We start from the raw sequence: 6,000 nt of genomic DNA on the forward strand, positions 1-6,000 counted from the left end.
CGGGGGGAGGTGCAACTCATACCCAGGTTTAAGCCCGGTACAAGCGCTTAAATCCTCCATCCGGTGCATCAGTCCTGAACTCAAATGAGGGAGGGAAGCCCCAAACAAAGGGGAACAAATTCATGTGCTGATTCCCGCTATCCTGTCCCACTGCTCAGGTCTGATTCTTTTAAGTGTAGCTTGTGTGGGCGGGAGTTAACCTCTAGGAAACTGTAGGGGGAGTGGTGGCGATCGCGCGGTTTTCCATTCCTGCTAATATAAATTATATTGAATGAACCCCAGGAGACCTATCATGACTGAGCAAAAACCGAGAAAACCCAAAAAAACAACGGAAAAAATCACTCCGAGTAATGCCAAAACCACTAAAAGTACCAAAACCACTAAAAGTACCAAAACTACTAAAAGCAAAGAAGATATCCCAAGTCAGGGATTGAAAGGATTCAAAGCTGGTAGTCTCCAGGAGATGGAAAAAATGATGCGGCAGATTCAGAAATTCTTGCAGGAGAATGAGTTTGAGTCCAGCGAAGCAGCGAGCGCTTTTCTGCAGGAAGCCCTCACTTCCGGACAACCCCTCACACTGAACCAGGAGGAAACCCCCCTGGATCAGGCACAAGATATCATGTATGAGGCTTGGTCGGCTCCAGGCAAGAAGCGGGTACAATTAGCAAAGCGGGCATTAAAGATTAGTGAAGATTGTGTCGATGCTTATGTACTATTAGCCCAAGAATCTGCTAAAACCCTGAAGGAAGCCAAAGGGTTTTATGAACAAGGGGTACAGGCGGGTGAACGAGCTTTAGGTCCAGAATTCTTTGAAGAACAGGCTGGATATTTTTGGGGGATGACCGAGACTCGTCCCTATATGCGGGCACGCCAGGGTCTGGCGGAATGTTGTTTGCAGTTGGGGGAAACCCAAGAGGCGATCGCCCATTACCAAGAGATGTTGCGCCTCAACCCCAATGATAATCAAGGCATCCGTTATATGTTGCTCACTTGCCTATTGGAGGCAGGTGAATCAGAGGCAGTCGCCCATCTCTTTCAACAATATGAAGATGAAGCTTCGGCTTCCTGGAACTATTCCCGCGCCTTATGGTTGTTTCAAAAGGAGGGCGCAACGGAGCAGACCAATCAGGAGTTACAACAAGCTTTAAAGAGTAATAAATTCGTTCCCGATTATCTGTTAGAAAAGAAAAAAATGCCGAAACAACTGCCAAATTTAATCGGGTGGGGGGATGAAAGTGAGGCTGTTTCTTATGCAGCTACGGCGATATTGGCATGGCACAAAACCCTCGGCGCGGTGGAATGGTTATCGGCAACCGTGGCGAAGTAGTTGCCTAGGAACAAGGCCACTCACCAAGGCGATCGCCGCCCATTGGGATGAACGGCAGGCGATCGCTTATATTCCATAATAGGCTTTATATCCCAGGTTATCGCTAATTTCAGGCGGATAAATTCTCCAAATTATTGTTCCTTTAACCGCTTTCAGGAACAAGATTTAATAATAAGTTTCCCTAAATTTTAAACAAAATCTATTTAATTTTAGCCGTTTGCTGTCGGGGTTAAACCCACAGCCTCCAGATATCCTAAGTGGAATTGCTCAGGTTTTTCCAGGGGCGATCGCCGCCAATATCCATCCGTGGGATAGTTTTTTGCAGCAGAAAGCAGAGGCGGTGTTCTTCGCTACATTTTTTAGATCCCGAGGGACTGAAAATATTACTGTGCGTGATATTGATGGTAATTTGACTGTATTCTTTCTGGATCCTGATCGTAGGCTGGGGTTATCATGAAACCGCGAATCATCGTTTGCTGTCTGGGGAGTACGGGGTATCAAATTTTTGGCTTGTTGAGACAACAAGGGGCATCGGTTGTCGGGGTGGGAGAACGCCCGATTCCGGGAGAAGAGGCGGGGATCATTGTGGGAGATCCGCGATCGGCGGCAACGTTACTCGCCGCTGGAATTCGTGATGCGGATGCGATCGCCATCGCCTCTGATGATGATGCGGTAAATTTAGCCATTCTGATGCAAGCTCGATTGCTCAATCCCCAGATTCGGATTATTACCCGGCTGTTTAATGGCAGTTTAGGCGATCGCTTGGATCGCACGTTACCCCAGCATACCAGTATGAGTGTCTCCACCTTGGCTGCCCCGATTTTTGCCTTTGCAGCAATGGGAAGTCGGGCGATCGGGCAACTCACTTTGTTTAATGAAACTTGGCCGATTCATGAAGAATACATCGATGAGCGCCATCCCTGGAACGGGCGCAAGTTAGCTGAATTATGGGAAGATAAGCGACGGATGTTGATTTATTATTTACCCCAACATCCTCATATCGACCTCGTTTCAGCGGTCCTAGCGGGAAAGACATTGGAAGAGGGCGATCGCTTGATTGTTGCCACCCAACTGAGTAAGCGCCACAACCGGCGTTCCTGGGGGCGAAAAATCCAAGAATCTCTCGGCAATTGGCGACGATTTCAACAGCAAAATCAAGCCACCGCCCTCGCCCTCTTAGCTCTATTACTAACCATTTTAACCGCAACTTTTACTTATACGTTTGTTAATACAGATACCTCCTTTGTTGATTCTCTGTATTTTTCCGTCGGCATGATTACCGGCGCTGGCGGCAATGAAGCTGTAGCGGAACAGTCTCCTATTCCCCTGAAACTGTTTACTGCCCTGATGATGCTCGTCGGGGCTGGTGCCGTGGGGATTTGCTATGCTCTGCTTAATGATTTTATCCTAGGTAGCCGATTTAGACAACTGTGGGATACTCCGCAAATCCCCCAGCGCCATCATTATATCGTGTGCGGACTCGGAGATATCGGAATCAAGGCGATCGAGCAACTGCACACCAATGGATATGATGTCGTCGTCATCGATCGCGACCCCAACTGCCGCTTTTTGAGCACCGCACAAGGGTTTAAAATTCCCGTCATTCAAGCCGATGCCACCCTCCCCGCTAGTTTAAAAGCCGCTAATATTGAAAAAGCAGAAGCGGTATTAGCCGTCACCAGCAATGACATGACTAACTTAGAAATTGCCTTAACCGCAAAAGGCGTCGTCCCGCAACTACCCGTAGTGGTGCGAAGTGAGGACCCGCGCTTTGCCTTGATGGTACAACAAGTGTTCGACTTTGAGCGCGTGCTCAATCCCACTGAAATGGCAGCACCTGCCTTTGCTGCCGCTGCGATCGGGGGACGAATTTTAGGCAATGGCATGACTGCCGGGAGTCTCTGGGTGGCGATCGCCACTTTAATCACTCCCGCCCATCCATTCTATCATCAAACCGTCAAAGAATCAGCCATGAAAGCTGATTTTGTCCCGCTATATATTCAAACTCAAGAAAGAACCATTCATGGCTGGGAGTTATTAGAAACCTCTCTGGATGTAGGGGATGTCTTATATCTAACCATCCCCGCCAACAAACTAGAATTACTCTGGCGTACGACCCCATCCAAATTGATATCTAGCAGTTCCAGTTAACCTTTATTCAGAAACTCGATTTCTTTCGTAAATCTCAAGAATGAAGCAAAAATTATCGCAGAAACCTAGTTTATAACCCTCGGAAATAACGCCCGAAAGCGGTTAATCCAGCAAATTACCAGCCTTCATGATAAACTAGAGCAAAGGTTGATAGAGGTGTCAAAATGGTACTGTCAACAATCAAATGGAGCATAGAAGACTACCACCAAATCATTCAAACTGGGTTACTCGATGATCGCGCGGTGGAATTGTTAGCTGGAGAAATTGTCGAAATGCCCCGAGAAGATCCACCTCACGCCTATTTTAGTTCCGAAGCGGGTGAATATCTCACTCATTTATTAGGCGATCGCGCCCTAGTGAGTCAAGCTAAACCAATTACCCTCCCCAACCAATCAGAACCAGAACCGGATCTCGCGATTGTGCAACCCCTGGGGCGTGAATATCTCTCCCACCATCCCTATCCGGAGAACATCTTTTGGGTGATTGAATATGCTAACACCAGCTTAGAGAAAGATTCCACAATAAAATATCACATTTATGCCGAAGCAGGAATCCCTGAATATTGGCTAGTCAATCTCCAAACAGCGGAATTAATTGTCTACCGTCAACCCAGGGGGCAGGATTATGGGTCTAAAATGACATTAAAAGACGGAGAAATTTCCCCTCTAGCCTTTCCTGATCTAACCATTCCCATTCAAGCCATAATTTCAGCATAATTTTGGGGTTTATTACCCTCAGCAACCCGGTTAATTTATTAAGTCTGGGTGCTGAAATTCAATAGATTTCAGCACCGTAACGGGCATCATTTACAAAGTTTCAGGGTCAATCCCCAGTTCCCGAAGTTTAGCAAAGGCGCGATCGCGTTCTTGTTGTGCCTTATTTCGTTCCTCATACAACTCCCCCGGTTCCTTGAATAATTCCCCATCAGGATGATACACCGCTAAACCATCCGCAGACATTTCAAAACGAATACTCAACAAAGGAGAAATCCAAGGTAAATCCTGGGATTCGATAAAGTTTAAGCTATCTTGCACCGTACCCCGATGCAACCCCCAAAAATTATGAGATTGGGGGTCATAAAAAAACATTTCTAGCACACCATACTGTGCATAAAAATTTTGTTTCGCAGCCATTTCAATCATGGTATTACTAGGAGAGAGAATTTCAAACACCACCTGGGGGGCCATGTTATCTTCTTCCCACTGTTTATAACTCCCTCGGTCCCCATCCGGACGACCGAACGCTACCATTGCATCAGGGGCTTGACAAGGGGCGGGAGGACGTTCTACCCGAACCGGATACCAGAGTAAATCCCCCGCAACAAACGCAACTTGGTCCTTGAGAAGTTGCTTGAGATTCGTGACTAACCGCACAATCCAGCGATACTGTAGGGTATTTTCTGCGATCGGCTTACCATCAGAGTCCGGGTAAAGAATATGAGAGGGAATAGGAGTTTGAACCATAGTCCCGGTAATTCTTAATTAGGATTAACCCATCATACCAAAAATCCCCAGCAATTATCAATTATCAATTATCAATTATCAATTATTTCAAGAGGGCTATGATCGTCGCAGTTGCCCCGAGAAGAGTTCCTATCATAATGCCCACCTGTACCCAAATATTGACATCCCAATCTGGAAAGGGGACATACCACTGTCCCACTCCCAATTGTCGTAACAACTGAGGAACTGATGGGGTCCGATCGTCCGGCATCAGGGCTAAACCTTGGACGATCGCCTGATTCACTCGCTTGCTAATCTGGGGAACATGATATCGAGGGGGGGTTAAGTCCACCTCTATATCTTCATCATGGCGGGCTAGGGCATCCTCTGGGGGTTTTCCAGTGAGTAATTCGTAGAGTGTGGCGGCTAAACCATAGACATCAGTCCAAGGGCCGCGCTTCAATTGATTAGAGTATAGCTCAATCGGTGCAAACCCACTACTGGTAATTTTTTGGGTGAGGGGATGCTCAAAGGCACGAGCTAAACCAAAATCAATCAGTATTGCCTCACTTTTGCCCCGATGCGATCGCAAGATAATATTCCCCGGTTTCACATCCCGATGAAGTATCTTTTGTGCATGAACAGCAATCAAAGCCGAGCCAATTTGTCGTCCATAGCGTAATACCTCAGCGATCGGGAGACGGGGCGATCGCCGATGGTCTACATCAAAGCCGTCGATATAGTCCATGACAATGCAAGCATAGCGGACTTGGCTGAACCAAGCGTGCATCGACTCCTCAAACACCTCCCGCACTGGCACAATATGGGGATGTTTACATTTTTCTAGTTTAAGCGCTTCATCTTCTCTATGAATTCCTAGAGATTGGTAATAATAATCCGCTCTCCCAGCATCATTTTATGATCTTGGGGTAATGGGTTGAGAAGGGGAATATACCATTAGATTAAATCATAGGTTTTCTGAATAATCGGCAGTTCGTCCATTTATTAGGGGTCGATGGGGAAATCACTTTCCCCACCTCCCATTCAGAACCCAGCGTGCCACTTTCACGGCACTAGGCT

5 protein-coding genes are annotated in these 6,000 nt (G+C 47.0%); 3 read left to right on the forward strand and 2 right to left on the reverse strand.

The window, feature by feature from the left end:
- The first annotated feature begins 292 nt into the window (after nucleotides 1-292).
- The 3 genes from NG796_RS12545 to NG796_RS12555 all read left to right on the forward strand — a co-directional run bounded on the left by NG796_RS12545 (nucleotide 293) and on the right by NG796_RS12555 (nucleotide 4,194).
- Complete coding sequence (locus NG796_RS12545; RefSeq protein WP_261207142.1) at nucleotides 293-1,327, forward strand: tetratricopeptide repeat protein; 1,035 nt, start codon at nucleotides 293-295, stop codon at nucleotides 1,325-1,327.
- A gap of 453 nt (nucleotides 1,328-1,780) precedes the next feature.
- Nucleotides 1,781-3,478 (forward strand): potassium channel family protein, encoded by a 1,698-nt coding sequence (locus NG796_RS12550; RefSeq protein WP_261207144.1) that lies wholly within the window; start codon nucleotides 1,781-1,783, stop codon nucleotides 3,476-3,478.
- Nucleotides 3,479-3,642: 164 nt separating this feature from the next.
- Complete coding sequence (locus NG796_RS12555; protein ID WP_261207146.1) at nucleotides 3,643-4,194, forward strand: Uma2 family endonuclease; 552 nt, start codon at nucleotides 3,643-3,645, stop codon at nucleotides 4,192-4,194.
- A 90-nt stretch (nucleotides 4,195-4,284) separates the two neighbouring features.
- On the opposite strand, the gene NG796_RS12560 is transcribed toward NG796_RS12555, so the two are convergent.
- Nucleotides 4,285-4,941 carry a Uma2 family endonuclease gene (locus tag NG796_RS12560; RefSeq protein WP_261207147.1) on the reverse strand — a complete coding sequence of 219 codons (657 nt, stop codon included), beginning with the start codon at nucleotides 4,939-4,941 and terminating at the stop codon, nucleotides 4,285-4,287.
- An 82-nt stretch (nucleotides 4,942-5,023) separates the two neighbouring features.
- Nucleotides 5,024-5,794 carry a serine/threonine-protein kinase gene (locus NG796_RS12565; protein ID WP_261207152.1) on the reverse strand — a complete coding sequence of 257 codons (771 nt, stop codon included), beginning with the start codon at nucleotides 5,792-5,794 and terminating at the stop codon, nucleotides 5,024-5,026.
- Nucleotides 5,795-6,000: the final 206 nt, after the last annotated feature.

This window comes from Laspinema sp. D2d, from assembly GCF_025370755.1.
GTDB lineage: Bacteria > Cyanobacteriota > Cyanobacteriia > Cyanobacteriales > Laspinemataceae > Laspinema.